The 15,104-nt window shown below is 39.8% G+C and carries 15 protein-coding genes, 4 tRNA genes and 2 riboswitches (1 of these 21 cut by a window edge); of the genes, 15 read left to right on the plus strand and 4 right to left on the minus strand.

What is annotated here, in order from left to right; all coding sequences use genetic code 11:
* From QR721_RS04285 to QR721_RS04300, 4 genes are all read left to right on the plus strand, one after another.
* A tRNA-Cys gene (locus tag QR721_RS04285) sits at positions 1-30 on the plus strand (it extends 44 nt beyond the left edge of the window).
* A gap of 15 nt (positions 31-45) precedes the next feature.
* A tRNA-Leu gene (locus QR721_RS04290) sits at positions 46-129 on the plus strand.
* Positions 130-218: 89 nt separating this feature from the next.
* Complete coding sequence (locus QR721_RS04295; protein WP_348029226.1) at positions 219-827, plus strand: class I SAM-dependent methyltransferase; 609 nt, start codon at positions 219-221, stop codon at positions 825-827.
* A gap of 64 nt (positions 828-891) precedes the next feature.
* A tRNA-Leu gene (locus QR721_RS04300) sits at positions 892-973 on the plus strand.
* Positions 974-1,279: 306 nt separating this feature from the next.
* On the opposite strand, the gene QR721_RS04305 is transcribed toward QR721_RS04300, so the two are convergent.
* Together QR721_RS04305 and QR721_RS04310 are read right to left on the minus strand one after the other, a co-directional pair.
* Positions 1,280-1,828, minus strand: a complete 549-nt coding sequence (locus tag QR721_RS04305) for a DUF420 domain-containing protein (protein WP_348029227.1) — start codon at positions 1,826-1,828, stop codon at positions 1,280-1,282.
* 445 nt (positions 1,829-2,273) lie between these two features.
* Positions 2,274-2,474, minus strand: coding sequence for a cold-shock protein (locus QR721_RS04310; protein ID WP_348029228.1), 201 nt, complete (start codon positions 2,472-2,474; stop codon positions 2,274-2,276).
* 477 nt (positions 2,475-2,951) lie between these two features.
* On the opposite strand from QR721_RS04310, the gene QR721_RS04315 reads away from it, so the two are divergent.
* Complete coding sequence (locus QR721_RS04315; RefSeq protein ID WP_348029229.1) at positions 2,952-3,461, plus strand: YfiT family bacillithiol transferase; 510 nt, start codon at positions 2,952-2,954, stop codon at positions 3,459-3,461.
* Positions 3,462-3,569: 108 nt separating this feature from the next.
* Here QR721_RS04315 and QR721_RS04320 read toward each other — a convergent pair whose 3' ends face one another.
* Complete coding sequence (locus QR721_RS04320) at positions 3,570-4,289, minus strand: gamma-glutamyl-gamma-aminobutyrate hydrolase family protein (protein WP_348029230.1); 720 nt, start codon at positions 4,287-4,289, stop codon at positions 3,570-3,572.
* 307 nt (positions 4,290-4,596) lie between these two features.
* Here QR721_RS04320 and QR721_RS04325 point away from each other — a divergent pair, with 307 nt between their 5' ends.
* The 4 genes from QR721_RS04325 to QR721_RS04340 all read left to right on the plus strand — a co-directional run bounded on the left by QR721_RS04325 (position 4,597) and on the right by QR721_RS04340 (position 7,160).
* The gene (locus QR721_RS04325) at positions 4,597-4,944 is read left to right on the plus strand and encodes a DUF6568 family protein (RefSeq protein ID WP_348029231.1); all 348 of its coding nucleotides are present in this window, start codon (positions 4,597-4,599) and stop codon (positions 4,942-4,944) included.
* A 329-nt stretch (positions 4,945-5,273) separates the two neighbouring features.
* Positions 5,274-6,014, plus strand: a complete 741-nt coding sequence (gene map, locus QR721_RS04330) for a type I methionyl aminopeptidase (protein WP_348029232.1) — start codon at positions 5,274-5,276, stop codon at positions 6,012-6,014.
* Between the two features lie 352 nt (positions 6,015-6,366).
* Positions 6,367-6,537: a hypothetical protein gene (locus QR721_RS04335; protein ID WP_348029233.1), complete on the plus strand. Its 171-nt coding sequence runs from the start codon at positions 6,367-6,369 to the stop codon at positions 6,535-6,537.
* A 74-nt stretch (positions 6,538-6,611) separates the two neighbouring features.
* Positions 6,612-7,160: a cupin domain-containing protein gene (locus QR721_RS04340; protein WP_348029234.1), complete on the plus strand. Its 549-nt coding sequence runs from the start codon at positions 6,612-6,614 to the stop codon at positions 7,158-7,160.
* A gap of 69 nt (positions 7,161-7,229) precedes the next feature.
* On the opposite strand, the gene QR721_RS04345 is transcribed toward QR721_RS04340, so the two are convergent.
* Positions 7,230-8,573, minus strand: a complete 1,344-nt coding sequence (locus QR721_RS04345; RefSeq protein ID WP_348029235.1) for a sodium-dependent transporter — start codon at positions 8,571-8,573, stop codon at positions 7,230-7,232.
* A gap of 174 nt (positions 8,574-8,747) precedes the next feature.
* On the opposite strand from QR721_RS04345, the gene QR721_RS04350 reads away from it, so the two are divergent.
* The 6 genes from QR721_RS04350 (at position 8,748) to QR721_RS04375 (ending at position 14,837) form a co-directional block, all read left to right on the plus strand.
* Positions 8,748-9,317 (plus strand): GNAT family N-acetyltransferase, encoded by a 570-nt coding sequence (locus QR721_RS04350; protein WP_348029236.1) that lies wholly within the window; start codon positions 8,748-8,750, stop codon positions 9,315-9,317.
* Between the two features lie 227 nt (positions 9,318-9,544).
* Positions 9,545-10,507, plus strand: a complete 963-nt coding sequence (locus QR721_RS04355) for a hypothetical protein (RefSeq protein WP_348029237.1) — start codon at positions 9,545-9,547, stop codon at positions 10,505-10,507.
* Between the two features lie 261 nt (positions 10,508-10,768).
* The gene (locus tag QR721_RS04360; protein WP_348029779.1) at positions 10,769-11,497 is read left to right on the plus strand and encodes a TerC family protein; all 729 of its coding nucleotides are present in this window, start codon (positions 10,769-10,771) and stop codon (positions 11,495-11,497) included.
* Between the two features lie 67 nt (positions 11,498-11,564).
* Positions 11,565-11,648: transfer RNA gene (locus QR721_RS04365), tRNA-Leu, on the plus strand.
* 173 nt (positions 11,649-11,821) lie between these two features.
* Positions 11,822-11,921, plus strand: a riboswitch (SAM riboswitch).
* Positions 11,922-12,028: 107 nt separating this feature from the next.
* Positions 12,029-13,144 (plus strand): 5-methyltetrahydropteroyltriglutamate--homocysteine S-methyltransferase, encoded by a 1,116-nt coding sequence (locus tag QR721_RS04370; protein WP_348029238.1) that lies wholly within the window; start codon positions 12,029-12,031, stop codon positions 13,142-13,144.
* A 25-nt stretch (positions 13,145-13,169) separates the two neighbouring features.
* A riboswitch (SAM riboswitch) is annotated at positions 13,170-13,280 on the plus strand.
* A gap of 90 nt (positions 13,281-13,370) precedes the next feature.
* The gene (locus QR721_RS04375) at positions 13,371-14,837 is read left to right on the plus strand and encodes an MFS transporter (RefSeq protein WP_348029239.1); all 1,467 of its coding nucleotides are present in this window, start codon (positions 13,371-13,373) and stop codon (positions 14,835-14,837) included.
* Positions 14,838-15,104: the final 267 nt, after the last annotated feature.

The following is a 15,104-nucleotide window of genomic DNA, read 5'->3' on the forward strand; positions in this document are numbered from 1 at the left end:
CCATCGGTTCGAATCCGGTTGCCGCCTCCATGATTATATTGATTTGCCGGTGTGGCGGAATTGGCAGACGCGCGGGACTCAAAATCCCGTTCCTTCACGGGAGTGTCGGTTCGACCCCGACCACCGGTATCAAAGATTTTTAAAGAAGCAGATTGACTATTATGTCAAGCTGCTTCTTTTTTGTTTAATACAGATCTACTGTAGGGGAGCGAGCAGAATTGCGGAAATGGTTTCCAAGCATTTACGATAAAGTAATGAATCCCATTGAACGGAGAGCCTTCTATTCTATCCGGAAGCAGCTTATTGGTAAAGCAGAAGGAAAAGTGCTGGAGATTGGTGCAGGATCCGGTGTTAACTTTCCATACTATAAAAAAGCTCAAGAAGTGCATGCAATAGAACCTAATATGTATATGCAAAAACGAGCAGTGAACAAACTTCAATCTGCTGCTATCCCAATTCACTTCTATGAAGCTTCTGCAGAGAAACTGCCTTTTGCTGACAATTCGTTTGATACAGTTGTGGCTACACTTGTATTTTGTACAATACCAGACGTGCTAAAGGCCTTTAAGGAGATTGAAAAGGTAAGCAAGCCTGATGCAACTCTTTTGCTCTTTGAGCATGTCAGAATGTCTGAAAAGCCGTTTCTCGCTAAATTACAGGATGTATTAACACCAGGGTGGAAACGAGTTTGTGATGGCTGCCATCTAAACCGTGAGCCATTAGAATTGCTTCAGCAAACTAGATTCCTAGTTAAAGAACCAATTTATTATTTTGGAGGTCTGTTTGTAACCGTAGAAGCGACAAATTCAAAGGAATGTAGTAAATGATAACTTGACGAGTAAAATTCTTGAGAGTAGGCTAATAGCTTAATAAGAAATGCTTTATTTATATGCCAGTGTGGCGGAATTGGCAGGCGCGCGGTTCAGGGCCGTGTTCTCTTTGGGGAGTGCGGGTTCGACCCCGACCACTGGTATCAACGGGTATACGGCCATTTTAAAAAAATTAAAACGTCTCAAACCATGGTATAGCAAGGTTTGAGACGTTTTCCTGTATTTTGGAAAGACAATCGTATGGGATTGGTTTTTAAATAGAAATACACTGCTCGGACACCCCTTTATGAAGAGTCTTACATATTATCATTAAACATAAAAAGAGCGCATACTGGATTAACCAGTATGCGCTCTTTTTATGCAGACAGCATGTTGCGAAGCTGTCTGTGCTAGTGTGTTGAGTAGTTGTTGTAATACTACTAATTTACATATTGAATATTCCCGTCATTTTAGTAATACGGAGAAATCAGCACATAAACGAATACACCCGTCAAGCTGACATAAAGCCAGATTGGCATTGTCCAGCGCGCAATTCGCTTATGCTTGGTCATATCCATATTGAGTCCTTTGGTCAGTGTGAACAGAGATAATGGCAACAGGACGATAGAAAGAAATACGTGTGTGATTAGAATGAAGTAATATAGGTATTTCATGAAGCCATCTCCGCCAAAGCTTGTCGATCCGGCCATTGCATGGTAGGAAAGATAGGAGATCAGAAATAGAAATGTTGTAATAAAAGCAGAAAAAATGAAATTTCGGTGTGCAGCAATGTTGCCCTTTTTTATCATCACAAGTGCACAAACGAGCAGGATGAAGGAAATGCCATTTAGAAAAGCATTAGCCAGAGGCATGATGGTCAAATTAAATCCAAAAATTGTGTTTGTCGTGCTGCGTGGTAAATAATTCAGCGCAAGTATAATAATTACGGCAACTACGGAAACGCTCCAAATGATTGGAGTATAGTTGCGCTGCTTGAGATCAGCTGTCTCCTTCTTCATAGTCTTCCTCTCTTTCTTAACACGTACTTTATTATAATGATACAATAAAATCACGTCAGAGACTGAAGTCAAAGATGACATTTGTGTGGCTCTCGTAGCGGAAATATGACTGGCAAAAGTACGTTACTTCTGATGATTCCCGAAAGTCTGGATCCGTCGAATGGTATAGTTTAAATCGATGATAAAGGAATGAAGTCATTAGAGAAGCATAATTGGAGAAATAGGTTCATGCCAGATGTTCGCGTTTATCTGGAGAGGATGCTTATGAACTTTGCTTTATGGGGGTAATACAGGGGGCAAAGTATAAAGATAACATTTCCAGTACGTATAGCACTATCTTCAATTAAAAACCAGTCTTGCGTTTGTACATACAGCAATTATATTGAAGAGAACATAAATAAAAACAGGCCCTATAAAGGACCTGTTTTTTATAAAAGATTTAAAATTAAGCTTTTTGAACGTTAGCAGCTTGTGCGCCGCGAGCGCCTTGCTCAACTTCAAATGTTACTTTTTCGCCTTCATCCAAAGACTTGAAGCCTTCGCCTTGAATTGCAGAGAAGTGTACGAATACGTCGTCTCCGTCTTCACGTTCGATAAAGCCAAAACCTTTTTCTGCGTTAAACCATTTTACTGTACCTTGTTCCATGTTTGTTGCCTCCTCGTGCGTTGCCACACATTGTATTACTATCCTTGCTCAAAGTATAATCAAGATGAAGTTGAAATCATACTACCTTTACACCGAACAAAAATAATTCTTCTTTATCATAACAGGAATCGTTAGGAATAGCAAATTATTGGTTTAAAAAATAAAATATTTTAAATTCGGCAAAGAAATATTAACCAAGCAAGTACACGTAATCTCCATTCCCAATTAAATCAGTTCTCCCGGATGAACGCGTGCATTTGTTGAATAGCATACAAATAGAGGAGAAACTGTGTTGCAATACTCCAGGAGAGGTGTTGAAATTATAAGCAGGGGAAGAAAGAAGAGGAAGATATGTTGGCTTCCCTTAATTGCAGGATGCTCTAGGAATGAATGGGAAGTCCGAATACTGGGTTGCTTCAAAGAGCATCTGCAAGACTTAATAAATAAAAATAGCGAATAGGAAAGAGGTAATGAAAGATGGATGTGAAATTTCCGATTGGAGAGTTGCAAGTTCCAGAGATAGCGACATTGGATGATGTACAGGGCTGGTTAAAGGAAATTGGAGCGTACACATCTCGATTGAGGAATACAGTTGATTCATTGAGTGATGAACAGTTACATAAAACATATCGTGAGGGCAGCTGGAATGTCCGTCAGCTTGTTCATCATATTGCGGATTCTCAGCTGAATATGTATCAGCGTCTTAAGCTCGCTTTGACAGATGAAAATCCTGTCGTACCACCATTCGATCAAGATAAGTGGGCGGTTCTGCCGGATACGGAGCTTCCTGTAGAAAGTTCTATCAAAATGTTGGAAGGCATTAACGAGCGAATTGTATCTCTTGGGAATAGTCTTACAGAAGAGCAATTGGGTCGTACTTTTACTCTCCAGGGTGATGGCGAAATCTCAGTTGCAAAAAAGGTTGCCAAATTGGCTTGGCATGAAGAGCACCATTTAGCCCATATTAAGATTGCATTATCGAAATAGTAAGTAGGATATGAAGTAAGCTGAACAGGACCAGTAAGTATTCTACAAAACACAAAAAACACCTCCCATCGCGATAACGAGTCGTGTCGGGAGGTGTTGTACATATTTTTAGTTCTGTTTTGCCTTTTCAACCAAGTCTTGAAAAAGCTTCAGTTGCGGGTCATGTGCTGACATGAATTCGGGATGCCATTGAACACCGATAATGGAGCGGTTATCTGCTTCAATTGCTTCAATCACGCCATCTTCTGTTTGACCGCATACGATAATACCTTCGCCAGGCTCTTTAATTGCCTGATGGTGGAGGGAGTTCGTAAGTGCTTTCTCACCGAACACACTGGAGAAATACGAGTCCTTTGTGAAGTGGACTGTATGTGTCGCATCATGTGGCTCAGCTTGCTGTACGTGTTTCATATAGAATGCGGGCTCGACACCGAGATCCTGATAAAGTGTGCCGCCAAAGGCAACATTGACGATCTGCAAGCCGCGGCAGATGGCGAGTACAGGCTTTCCGAGGGCATGTACGGCACGGAACAGTGAGAGATCGAATTCATCACGTACAGGGGAGATTCTGCCAAGTCCCTGATGCGGCTCTTCGCCGTATAGAAGGGGGTTCACATCGGCACCACCTGTAAGGACAAGTCCGTCGATGCGCTCAGCAAGAGCAGTAATAACCTCCTGTTTGTTTGTGAGCGGCATGATACACGGCGCTCCTCCAGCCAATTCGACTGACTGAATATAGTCATTGCTTATATAAGCACTTTTAATTCCGGGAAATATGGGGCCTTGTCTTGTTTCAATATTGCCGGCAACTCCGATGATAGGCACCATGTGCATCGATCCTTTCTGTAAAATATATAACACTAGTATATGTGAAATACATGAATTCGCATGTGGCAAAAACAGATATATTCCAAATATTGGCTTATGCCCATCTGCTCAATTCATGAACAGCAATGGAATGATCCAATCTTCTTATTATACGGACTGCAAGCCTTTTCGTCTATCATGTAAATCTGAAAGCTTCTTATTAGCCTTCTTTGGAGCGAGAATATAATATAGAGTGGAGCCGGGGCGTGTGATTTGTCTATAATGGGTAAAATACATAATGATCATAATAAAAGGAGATTGAATAATCATGACTACTTATGAAGAGAATGTAGCAGGTTTTGACAAAATTGATTCTGCGAAAGCGCAGGAGCTGGTGAAAGGGAATGCTGAAGCCGTAATTTATATCGGCAAGTCTGTATGTCCATTCTGTCAAAAGTTTGTAGTGAAGCTGAAGAAAGTAGCTGAAGAAACAAATACGCATATCTATTATGTAAATAGCGTGGAAGAATCAGATATGGATGGTATTCAGGCTTTCCGCAGTGAATACAACATTCCAACGGTTCCTGGGTTCATCTATACGAATGGAGAAACAGTGAATGTGAAATGTGATTCATCCATGTCAGAAGAAGAAATTAAAGCGTTTATGCATAAATAATGCAATTCAAGAAGCTACCTTCAGCAATCGCGCCCGATTGCTGAAGGTAGCTTTTTCAATGTAATTAAAAATGTCTTTTTTGTATCTAAGAAGGATACAGTTTTTTTATGTGTAATGCTGTTATAAATTTCAGACCGAAAACTCTTTGCAGTCTACCGAGTAGAAACAGCACAATCAGTCTAACCATTGCATAGTTAATGTAAGATAAGTATGGTAATTCAAAAGGGCTCATATTCTATAGGCGCGTAAAATATTGCGGTAACAGGCATCCTGTTTATGCTAAACTAATGGAATAAATCATAAGATACTTTAAAAAGTGGGGATATAAAATGATAGCAAAGACTGAAGAAGATTTTAACGGGTTAAAGGAAATCGGTAAAATCTGTGGAGAGATTCGAAATGAATTAGTCTCTCGTACAAAACCTGGAGTTACAACACAGGAACTTGATGAAATTGCGGGAAGCCTTTTTGAAAAAGCAGGGGCTCAGTCTGCTCCAAAGGGAGAATATGATTTTCCTGGATATACATGCATTAGCGTAAATAAAGAAGTGGCACACGGAATTCCTGGAGCAAAGGTTATTCAAGAAGGGGATCTTATAAATATTGATGTTTCAGGTTCAAAAAACGGATATTTCGCAGATACTGGTATCTCATTTGTAGTCGGGAATGGAGATAGCATATTACAGAAAATTTGTGATGTTGCGAAAGAAGCATTCGACGCTGGGATTAAGAAGGCAAAACCAGGATCGAAAAAAAGTGCGCTCGGTAAAGCAGTACAAAATACGGCGAAACAGCATGGTTTAACAGTTATCAAAAATCTTACTGGACACGGTGTTGGACGCTCCATACATGAAGCACCGGATCATATTTTCAATTACTACTCCCGCTGGGATGACGAAATTTTAAAAGAAGGTACGGTGATTGCCTTTGAGCCATTTATTTCAACTCTTGAAGAGGAAGTTTACCAATCTGATGATGGCTGGACTTTTTTGACTGATGAAAGTTTTGTCGCTCAATATGAACATACAATTATTTTAACTAAGGAAGGTCCGATTATTACAACATTATAAAAGGACATCGTTTTTCAAAGATTGCGAACCATATAAAGAGTGCATACCTGTTTAGCTGGTATGCACTCTTTTATTGCTGTAATATATAATGTTTACTTTATGGAACCAGGCAGTCTTAGTGCACAAGGCTCCTTTTTAAAACATATTATCATCATAATAATTATTTCCCCGTTTTTTTACGGTCTAGAATTAGTCTAATGTCCATTTATCAGATAATAAAGAAATCTAGAGTGAATATGATGAATATATATCATTACCTATTATAAAAGTAAGATAAATGTTTCTCAGAAGGTTGTTTGGCAGTTCTTTGATTATTTGTTTGAAATCAATAACAGATAAGGGGAGAAGAACAATGGCAGATCAACACAAAGACAGAATAAAAATTCCTCGCAAACATGAGGTATGTTCAAATGAAATTGCAACAATGATCAGTGAGGGCGGTCTTGGAGCTGATAAGTATTATGAGATTGATAATGATATGGAAGGAGAAGATTTTACAGAGTCCATCAGCAACAATGGGTAGCCATATCTGTAACAAAGGCCCAAACAGATGAATAGAATAAGTCCATAAGCCATGAAGGGATTGAAGAGTGACTTATGTATCCATATTCGTATCCTTATCCTTATTCTGTGAACTACGATGACTATAGGCATTTGCCCGGTTACAATTACTATCCTGCAAGCCCAGGATACCAACAGCATGTTACTCCGAATTACTCCAATCAGGAGAGTTACAGGGAAACTTTAAGAGATTACGGTCCAAATCCATTTGTTATTGATATTAACAGTGCTGCGAAGCAAAATAATACGTATCGTACGGCCATATGGACAGGACCGCATATACAAATTACACTTATGAGCCTGAATGTTGGAGAAGATATCGGTTTGGAGGTACATCCTAATCTTGATCAGTTTTTACGAGTGGAGCAAGGGCGGGGAGTCGTTCAGATGGGAAATACTAAAGAAAATCTGAGCTTTGTAAGAAATGTTCATCCTGGTTCAGCAATCGCTGTTCCTGCAGGGACATGGCATAATGTAACCAACACCGGCAATACACCTCTCAAGCTTTACTCTATATATGCTCCGCCAAATCATCCATTTGGCACGGTTCACCCGACCAAAGCAGATGCAATGTCTGAGAGATAGCAGATATAAGAGAAGGTCAGAAAAAAAGAGCCGGCTGGATTCCAGCGGCTCTTTTCAACTCTTTAATTGTTAAACTTGTCTCAACACATTTACCATAACAACGATAATCAGTATAGGTATGATGTAGCGTAGGAGGAAGTACCACGCTTGGAAAATACCTTTTCTCATCTCGCTGCCTTCCGATAATTCCTCATAAACAGTTGATTTCTTCATAATCCATGAAACGAAGATTGCGATGAGCAATGTTCCGATTGGCATGAGTACATTACTTACTGCATAATCAGCTAAATCAAAGAATGTTTTGCCGAATATTTTAAAATCAGCCATTAACCCGTAGGATAACGCTGAAGGAATACCAACAATGAAAATCCCAAGACCAATAATCCAAGACCATTTCCTGCGCTTGTTCGGATCTCCCTTTGTGATGATCGCAACAATCATTTCAAGCATTGAAAAGCCTGAAGTCAGAGCTGCGAATAAGAACACGACAAGGAACAGGAAGAAGAAAAACATGCCGAATGGCAGCTGACTAAAGATTGATGGCAGCACATGGAACAGAAGGACTGGACCAGCATCTGGCTTCATGCCAAAAGAGAACACTGCAGGGAAAATGGCAAGACCTGCAAGTAGAACGACCGCGATATTCATAATAACAATAGATATTGCGGATTTTGGCAAACTCTCTTTTTTCGATAGGTATGAACTGTAAGTAACCATGACGGAAACACCGAGACTTAATGTAAAGAAGGACTGTCCCATCGCTTCCAATATCGTCTGTGAACTCACTTTACCAAAGTCTGGCTGAAGCAGGAAGCGGACTCCTTCGATAGCATGGGGCAAAGTAAGGCTGCGAACGACCAGGATGAAGAACAAAATTGCAAGAGCAGGCATCATAATTTTGCTCATGCGCTCTATCCCTTTTTGCACACCTTTTGCGACTACAATGATGGTGATGAGCATGAAGATGAATTGCATGCTTAAGCTAATCGTAGGATTGGCAATTATCGAGGCAAAAAGCCCGTCATAATTTGCATTTTGTACATGCGCCAAAGAGCCTGTCGCAGCTTTGAATAGATAAATGACGATCCAGCCACCTATTACACTGTAGAAAGAAAGAAGTATGAAACATGTTACAAGACCGAGTATGCCGATACCAAACCATGGTGTTTTCGGTGCCAGTCTTTTATAAGATGTAAGGGCATCTCCACCCCCAGCTCGTCCAATTGAAAACTCGGCGAGCAAGAGCGGAAGACCGATAAGGATTGTAAATAATAGAAATAGCATTAAAAAGGCTCCGCCACCATTTTGGCCGGTTATATAAGGGAATTTCCATATGGCGCCAAGGCCGATTGCCGACCCGGCTGCTGATAATATGAATCCCAGCTTTGAGGCCCATTGTTCCCGTTCTTGCAATGAAATCTCCTCCGATGTGAATACAAAAATAAAACCATGCAGTGACTATACAGGAATTCAATGAGCTTTTCCATAAGAAATCAAAGAGTGGTAATAAGGAGAATATTCTGTTTAAAATCATGTGCTAGAATAAAAAAGTTATTATGAAAATTGAAGTAAAGGGCTGGAGATTTAATGATAGATTTAAGCTATAAGCCGCGAATTGAGGGAGAGAAAGTTGTACTAAGGCCTTTTAAGGAAGAGGATCTTTCGTTCTTAGAGGAATGTTTGAAAGATCCTGAAGTATTAAAGCTGACAGGGAGCGGAGCGGACTTCGACCAAGAATCAATCGCTGAATGGTACAGCACAAGAAATGAACAGACCGATCGTTTGGATCTTGCAATTGAGGACAGGTCACAGGGCGTCCCAGTTGGAGAAGCAGTCGTCAATTTATACGATGAGAACAAACATAGCATGAACTTCCGTATATTAATTGGCCCAAGAGGGAGAGACCGGGGATTAGGAACGGAAGCGATGCATCTGATAATTGATTACATATTTAATAAAACGTCGCTGAATGAACTTACTCTAAGTGTTTTTGAGTTCAATCCAAGGGCAAAGCATGTTTATGAAAAATTGGGGTTTGTTGTCTATAGCGTTGATGAGAATGACTTGGAATTTGAAGGAGGATGGATTAACTCTATTAATATGAAGTTGACGAGGGATAATTGGCTGAGTAGAAAAAGTACTGATGATGTCAGATAGATTTAATATACTTTTATTAATTACTAAGATGTTGTTGCTAAATGAAGCAAATTCATGCTGCAACAGCATCATTTTATATTGTTGTAATGAGAACAGTAGTTAACTTCAGTTAAAAGACTCTAGATTATTGAATTTTTAGTTAACCATATATATAATTTTCCAGTAAAGTTAATAGAACACTTTTTAGGGTGTTGATCTATGAATTGATATTCTATAAGGGGAAAAGGGTGGGTAAAGTGAAGAAAAAATTAGTGTTATATATGCTTTCTATTATTTTAATCATAATAGTTGCGGTTCCTAGTTTTTCTAAAAATGTTTACGCAAAAACAATGGACGAAAAGATAGTAGATAAACAAATAGCAGAGTTAAAGAAGAAAAAAATCTCGGGATATAAATTCCATGAAGCTTATGCTGTTAAGTTTACTGGAAAGAATGTGGAAGAGATTGTGGTATCCAGTTACGGTTTTGAGAAAGGTACTAATTATATTGATAAATCGCTATTACAAGTTTATCAATATAATGCCTCTCAAAAGAAGTGGAAAATTTTAAAAGAATTTGTTAGCAAAAATGATGTTTTTACATATAGTCCATTAAGTTTTATCACAAAGGGTAAATTGGTAAATAGTAAAAAAGAAGCGTTAGTGGTAGGCCATAGATGGGGAAATGATTATACTTTAAGTCCCATGGTATTGGGATCTGTGGATGGAAAGACAGTGAAAATGTTGATTTCCCCAAAGAACAAAAGCTTTACAGATGGAACGGCTATTATTAAGGGACGTCAGTTATACTTCATCAACTTCTTATCCACCGTATCAGAGCGGTATGCCTATAAGAATGGAAAGCTTGTAAAGTATAAAGGTACTGGTTCGGATGATCGTAAAGTTGCTGGTGGTGCGAAGCATTTACTATTGTTGGAAAAGAAATATGGAAAGTTTTCATTAACAGGTAATAAAAACATTCGTATGAAGGTTGGGGAAAGCTTTTCTATTATTAGAAAAAACAAATCTGATCGTACTAATTACATATACAGATTCCTGATCAACCTGAATGATAAGGGGCCTCTAAAGAATAATGGAGGTTCATTAAAAGCGGTTAAACCAGGTAAAATTGATTTCACAGTGATTTTAGATGACCAAAGTATTAATCAAAGTTTCAATGCAGAAGATATTGAAATTACTGTTACTAAATAAAAAATATTTGAGTTGTTTAAAGGGAATGTAATGCTTTTTTATAAGGTCATTACTTTCTTTAGTAAACCTCAAGAGATCTTGCATTTTAAAAAACATCCGCTCCTTTAATTTGCGGATGTCTTTTTCATGTTTCTGTCCTCTCAGAGATGGCAATAACTAAAAGTGGTATGCTTAATTGTACAAGCAGTTGATTTTTTCATCATTGCTCAGTCATAGGGAGGTATCCAAATGCAGCTGCTTCTAGAATACGGCTGAACGGTTATTGTCATCATTGGGCTGGAAGGGTTGCTTTCAGCGGATAATGCCCTTGTAATGGGGGTTATTGTAAAGGATCTACCGGAAAAGCAACAGAAAAAGGCTTTGTTTTATGGGCTAGCTGGTGCGTTTGTTTTTCGTTTCTTAGCTTTATTTGTTATTTCCTTTGTTGCTGGTCTTTGGCAACTGCAGGCAATTGGAGCAATTTATCTGATTTATCTTGGTGTGAAAAATCTTATTCCAAGAAAATCAGGTAAAACGGTTGAGGAAGAGGAAAAACAATCCGTCTCTCCTGAATCAAGTCTTTGGAAGACGATTGTTAAAGTGGAATTGACCGATCTTGCATTTGCAATCGATTCAATATTGGCAGCAGTGGCCATTGCTGTTTCCCTGCCCAATAGTCCATTGCCTGAATTCGGTGGTATGGATGGAGGGAAGTTCGCCATAATCTTTACCGGAATGATGGCTGGTTTGATTCTGATTCGAGTCGCAGCTACATATCTGATTAAGCTTATGAATAAATATCCTGTCCTGGAGAAAGCGGCTTACGTTATTGTCGCTTGGGTTGGGATTAAGCTTGCAATTTTTACGCTAGCTCATCCGAAAATTGGAGTGATTCCGGAAGGGTTTGTCCATGGAGCTCTCTGGAATACGATTTTCTGGGTTGTTTTGCTTCTGATTGTAGCTGTTTCTGTACTTTCTAGTATGCGGAAGAAAAAACGAGAAGAAATTTAAAATTTTTTCTTGACGCAGACGCGCGTTTGCCTCATAATATTTCAAGTAGCCAATCACATTCTATTATGCCGGTGTGGCGGAATTGGCAGACGCGCGGGACTCAAAATCCCGTTCCTTCACGGGAGTGTCGGTTCGACCCCGACCACCGGTATCTCTTAAAAAAGTCTTGCATCTTAATTAAGATGCAAGACTTTTTTGTTTTTTCTATCGTTATTAGCAAGTCGTGAGATTAAACAGTATAAAAGGATAATTTAGAAAATTCCCTTGACTGATAATAAGTAACCATGTATATTATTGTCATAAGTTATCGAATAATTTAATAATTTCTTATCGAGAAAGGTGGAGGGACTGGCCCGTTGAAACCTTAGCAACAGACTCTAGAAGTACTGTGCTAATTCCAGAAGCGTTTGCTTGAAGATAAGAAGAGTGGCTATGCATCTACAATCCTCTTCTTATTTTTAGAAGGGGATTTTATTTATGGCTGTTTTTTGGCAGTCTTGATGAATATTTACGAGAAAGAAGGCTGAAGAGATGGGAACAACTACAAAAAAGAGAAATGTGCGTGCACCTTTCAGAGCAGATCATGTTGGAAGTTTTTTGCGTCCAGAGCGCTTGAAAAAGGCTCGTGCCCAAAGAGAAAATGGGGAAATTACAGCTGAAGAGCTGCGTCAAATTGAAGATGAGGAAATTACCAAACTGGTAGAAAAGCAGAAGGAAGTTGGATTGCAGGCTATTACAGATGGTGAATTCCGCCGCAGTTGGTGGCATTTCGACTTTCTGGAGGGCTTTGATGGAGTAGAAGGTTACACTCCTGATAAAGGTTTGCAGTTCACTGGCACAGAGACGAAAAAACGCGGAATCAGAGTGACAGATAAAATTGGTTTCAGCTCACATTATATGATTGATCATTTCAAGTTTTTGAACGGGATTGTTGGGGATGCTGTTGCGAAGTTCGCAATTCCAAGCCCGAATATGCTTTTCTTCAGAGGTGATTTTGAAGATGGTGTATACGCTAGCGATGAGGAAATCATTAATGATTTGATTGCAGCCTACCAAGGTGTCATTCAGGCACTATATGATGAAGGATGCCGCTACTTGCAAATTGATGATACTTCTTGGGCGATCTTCTTCTCAGATAAAGGAAGAGCTTCCATGATTGGGAAAGGTAAGGATCCTGAGAAAATCGCAGAATTGTGTGCGCGTGCGATTAATGAATCGATTGCGAAACGTCCGGAAGATATGCTTGTTACAATGCATATTTGCCGTGGTAACTATAAATCCACTTATATGTCTAGTGGAAGCTATGAAGCACTGTCGGAAACGATTTTCGGTGGTCTCGATGTAGATGGTCTCTTCCTTGAGTTTGATGATGAACGATCTGGAGGATTCGAACCTCTGCGCCATGTAAAGCGTTCTGATCTCTATATTGTGCTTGGCTTGGTCACATCAAAATTCAGTGAGCTGGAAGATCCGGAACAGATCAAGGCACGTATTGCTGAAGCTACTGAGTATGTACCGCTCGAACAGCTTTGCCTGAGCCCGCAATGTGGTTTTGCCTCAACAGAGGAAGGCAATTTGCTGACTGAAGAACAGCAGTGGGAAAAAATCCGTCACGTGATTAAAATCGCTGAGGATGTTTGGAAGTAATTATACAAATCTATAGCCGGCAGAACTCTTATGAAGAGTGGTGGAGGGACTGGCCCGATGATGCCCGGCAGCCTTCGATATACCTTTATTGAAAGTTGCCAAATCCTGCATAGCTTTAGTCTATGCGACATAAGAGAGGTCCACTGGTTACAGAGCTCCTCTTTTCGAAGAGGAGCTTTTTTATATAAATAAGTGACATAATCTTTAGAAAAAGGAGAACACAGCAATGTCTAAACAAAAAGAAGGTTGGCAGCCTTATCACAAAATCTGGAGTTTGCTTCTATTAGGTTGGGTCATTTCTTATATTGACCGCACAGCAGCAGGTCCAATCATTACATATATGATTGACCATAATGTGTCATTCTTTGCAAATGTTGAAAACCCACATGGAATTGGCGGATTGATTGGGAGTCTGTTTTTTGCAGGCTTCATGCTAATGCAGTTCCCAGGAGGTTATTTTGGGGATAAGCACGGTTATCGTGCAGTAATCGTCTGCAGTATTTTCTGGGCAGGTATTGCAACTCTATTAACCGGGCTCGTTGGAGGACTTGTAGCATTTATTTTATTCAGAGTTTTACTCGGTCTTGGAGAAGGCGTCTTTTACTCAAATGATCGTTCTTATATTGCCTATCATACACCTGCTGATAAAGTCGGGACGGGAATGGGCGTCGTATTGACTGGTGTTTCTGTTGGTTTGACGGCTGGTATGCTTGGTGTTCCTTATTTGCTAACGATTGCTGAACCATTTATGGGAGAAGAAGCATGGAGATTCCCATTCTATGTCACAGGCGGGCTCACGCTTGTAGTCGGAATCATATTATACCTATTCTTGAAGCCGAAAGAACAGCCTGGACGAGAATACGATGCGGCTTCACCTGGAGTTAAAGCAAATTACGGCAAAACCCTACTGCAAATGGTTGGATACTCTGCTGTATTCCTAGTACTCGTTATGGCAATTTACTTTGTCTCCGTCCGCTTGGACCTATCGGAAGTAGGGATTGCTTTCATTCTCGCAGCTTTATGCCCGCTTCTTATTCTGTATCTTTATAAAACAAAAAAAGAAGAAATCAAACCACTGTTAGCGAATCGCAACTTGTTCTTTATCTATCTATTCTTCATACCGGTTATGTGGCATTTGTGGTTCTATGGTTTCTGGTCTGTATCGATCGTACAAGATTTTGGCGGCGGCGCTCTTCTAGCAGCGGCATTGGTTGCATCTTTCAATGGACTTGCCGGTTTAATCGGATTCCCTATTGGAGGGAAAATATCTGATTTGGCATCTGTGCGTCCGAATGGTCGACGTAATGTTCTTGTTGCATTGACTACTGTTCTTACCGTTCTCATATTTGCTTTCGCAGCTTATGTAATGATGGGATATTCCAACCCGGTAGTTATGTCGATTCTACTCTTTGTGTCAGGTCTGTTCTTCTTCGCTTTGCAGCCTGTTGCTCACGCACTTGCGTCTGACCTTACTGAGGAGAAGAATAAAGGATCAATGTTTGGTATGCTGAACCTTGTCGCAGAAATCGGTGCTGTACTTGCTCCAGTCGTTTCCGGGGCAATCCGGGATGCATCAGGCAACTGGGGGTCTGCTTTGATATTGGATGGTGTGCTGATGGCGGTAGGTTTATTACTCGTCATTACGATATCTGGTAAAAAGGCAATAGGTGCTGTTTTTAACAAGGGTGCTTAATTGAAAATAACTGTATCACCAATTCATTCTTCATTTAAAATGTAGTAAATATTAATGATATATCTTTAATCAAAAATTGAGGACATCAGGAAGTAGCGTATAATCGCTGTTTCTTGGTGTCCTTTTATTTTTGATTGGTAAGTAAGCAACTTCGATAAACAGCGTTAATTGTCGTGGGGTAGTGGAACAGCCGGAATTGATGAATAGATACTAAGCGGGGACTTCCTTAACTCTAAGGCTCTTATTAATCGCACGCGTTTGTAATAT

Origin of the sequence: Aciduricibacillus chroicocephali (assembly GCF_030762805.1) — a bacterium.
Taxonomy (GTDB): domain Bacteria; phylum Bacillota; class Bacilli; order Bacillales; family Amphibacillaceae; genus Aciduricibacillus; species Aciduricibacillus chroicocephali.

What these genes read in the sequence shown, in the direction of transcription:
- QR721_RS04310 (WP_348029228.1), bottom strand. Translation starts at nt 2,474, where the DNA reads ATGGAACAAGGTACAGTAAAATGGTTTAACGCAGAAAAAGGTTTTGGC.
- QR721_RS04320 (WP_348029230.1), bottom strand. Translation starts at nt 4,289, where the DNA reads ATGGTGCCTATCATCGGAGTTGCCGGCAATATTGAAACAAGACAAGGC.
- QR721_RS04350 (WP_348029236.1), top strand. Translation starts at nt 8,748, where the DNA reads ATGATAGATTTAAGCTATAAGCCGCGAATTGAGGGAGAGAAAGTTGTA.
- QR721_RS04370 (WP_348029238.1), top strand. Translation starts at nt 12,029, where the DNA reads ATGGGAACAACTACAAAAAAGAGAAATGTGCGTGCACCTTTCAGAGCA.
- QR721_RS04335 (WP_348029233.1), top strand. Translation starts at nt 6,367, where the DNA reads ATGGCAGATCAACACAAAGACAGAATAAAAATTCCTCGCAAACATGAG.
- QR721_RS04340 (WP_348029234.1), top strand. Translation starts at nt 6,612, where the DNA reads ATGTATCCATATTCGTATCCTTATCCTTATTCTGTGAACTACGATGAC.
- QR721_RS04375 (WP_348029239.1), top strand. Translation starts at nt 13,371, where the DNA reads ATGTCTAAACAAAAAGAAGGTTGGCAGCCTTATCACAAAATCTGGAGT.
- QR721_RS04325 (WP_348029231.1), top strand. Translation starts at nt 4,597, where the DNA reads ATGACTACTTATGAAGAGAATGTAGCAGGTTTTGACAAAATTGATTCT.
- map (WP_348029232.1), top strand. Translation starts at nt 5,274, where the DNA reads ATGATAGCAAAGACTGAAGAAGATTTTAACGGGTTAAAGGAAATCGGT.
- QR721_RS04315 (WP_348029229.1), top strand. Translation starts at nt 2,952, where the DNA reads ATGGATGTGAAATTTCCGATTGGAGAGTTGCAAGTTCCAGAGATAGCG.
- QR721_RS04305 (WP_348029227.1), bottom strand. Translation starts at nt 1,828, where the DNA reads ATGAAGAAGGAGACAGCTGATCTCAAGCAGCGCAACTATACTCCAATC.